This is a genomic window from Micromonospora gifhornensis (genome assembly GCF_016863515.1).
Classification (GTDB): Bacteria; Actinomycetota; Actinomycetes; order Mycobacteriales; family Micromonosporaceae; genus Micromonospora; species Micromonospora gifhornensis.
Window position 1 is genome coordinate 1 of record NZ_BOPA01000094.1, and the last position, 1,531, is coordinate 1,531.

Here is a 1,531-nt window from a genome sequence, read left to right on the forward strand (position 1 = left end):
CAACGTCGTTGCGTTAGGGCTTTGGCCGGGTGGGTCAACCCCCTGCTGGATAACAGGAACGGGACTCCTGATAGATCGTCTTGTGTCGAGCAAGTAGATCATCGGGAGTCCCGTTGCAGGAGAAGTCTGTCATCACTCGGTCGGTGGAGGTGGCCGGGGGTGTGTACGCGCCTGGGCATCTGGGTGAGTTGACGCAGGTCATCGATTTCGACCTGGTGGATGCGGTGGTGCAGGAGACCGGGACGAGGCAGAAGCGGTTGCGGCTGTTGCCGTCTCGGGTGGTGGTGTACTTCGTGCTCGCGCTCGCGGTGTTCGAGGACTGCTCGTATCGGGCGACGTGGGCGAAGCTGACCGCCGGGCTGGCCGGGTTGCCTCTCGTGCGGCCGAGTGTGTCCTCACTGACGCGGGCCCGTCACCGGGTCGGGCCGGCGCCGCTACGTCGGCTGTTCGAGACCCTGGCCGGTGTCGTGGGTCTACCGGGCCAGCCGGGAGTGTTCTACCGGGACCTGCGCACCGTGGCCATCGACGGCACGCACCTGCACGTGCCCGAGCGCAAGCAGATCACCGACCACTACCCGAAACGGATAGGACGTCGGGAGGCCGGCTACCCGCTGCTGCGGCTGCTCGTGCTCATCGAGTGCGGCACCCGCGCCCTACTGGCCACCGCGTTCGGCCCCGACACCGACGGTGAACCGGTCTACGCACGCCGACTCCTGCACGCCCTGGACTCCCGGATGCTGCTGCTGGCCGACGCGAACTTCGACGACGCGCTCCTGCTGCACGCCATACGGGAACGCGGCGCACACTTCCTGGTCCGTTCCACCGCCTGCCGCCGCCCCGTCATCGGCCGACGCCTACCCGACGGCTCCTACCTGACCCGCATCGGCTACGGCAAACTCCCCACCCTCATGCTCGTGCGGGTCATCGAAGCGCAGATCACCGTCACCCTCGCCGACGGCACCACCCGCCACGAACCATGGCGACTGATCACCAGCCTGACCGACCACACCCGCTACCCCGCCACCGAACTCATCGACATCTACCACGAACGCTGGCAGACCGAAACCACCTACTACTCCATCAAAGCGACCATGCTCGACGGCCGCGTCCTACGCTCCCGCAACATCCCCGGCCTCGAACAAGAGGTCTACGCCCTACTCACCGTCTACCAAGCCCTCATCCGCACCGCCGCCGACGCCGCCCACACCCACCCCGGACTCGACACCGACCGCATCAGCTTCACCATCCTGCACACCACCGCCGCCGACACGATCACCACCGCCACCGCAGTCCTACCCACCAACCCCATCACCCTCACCGGCCCCATCGGCCACACCGCCCTCACCCACCTCCTACCCGCCTGGCGACGCCCACGCATCAAAGCCCGCACCCGCAAGAACCCCACCAGCAAATACAGCCCGAACGCCGGCCAACACCCCACCACCACCCAGACCTACACCTTCCACGCCACCATCACCATCTTCGAAAAAGGACTTGCACCCCGCACAAAACGCTAAACGCAACGACGTTG

The 1,531-nt window shown here is 66.4% G+C and carries 1 protein-coding gene; it reads left to right on the forward strand.

The genetic code is table 11. The annotated features are described in order from the left end of the window. Positions 1-113 precede the first annotated feature (113 nt). Entirely contained in the window at positions 114-1,517 is a 1,404-nt protein-coding gene (locus Vgi01_RS30245) for an IS4 family transposase (protein WP_204293335.1), read from the forward strand. Positions 1,518-1,531 lie beyond the last annotated feature (14 nt).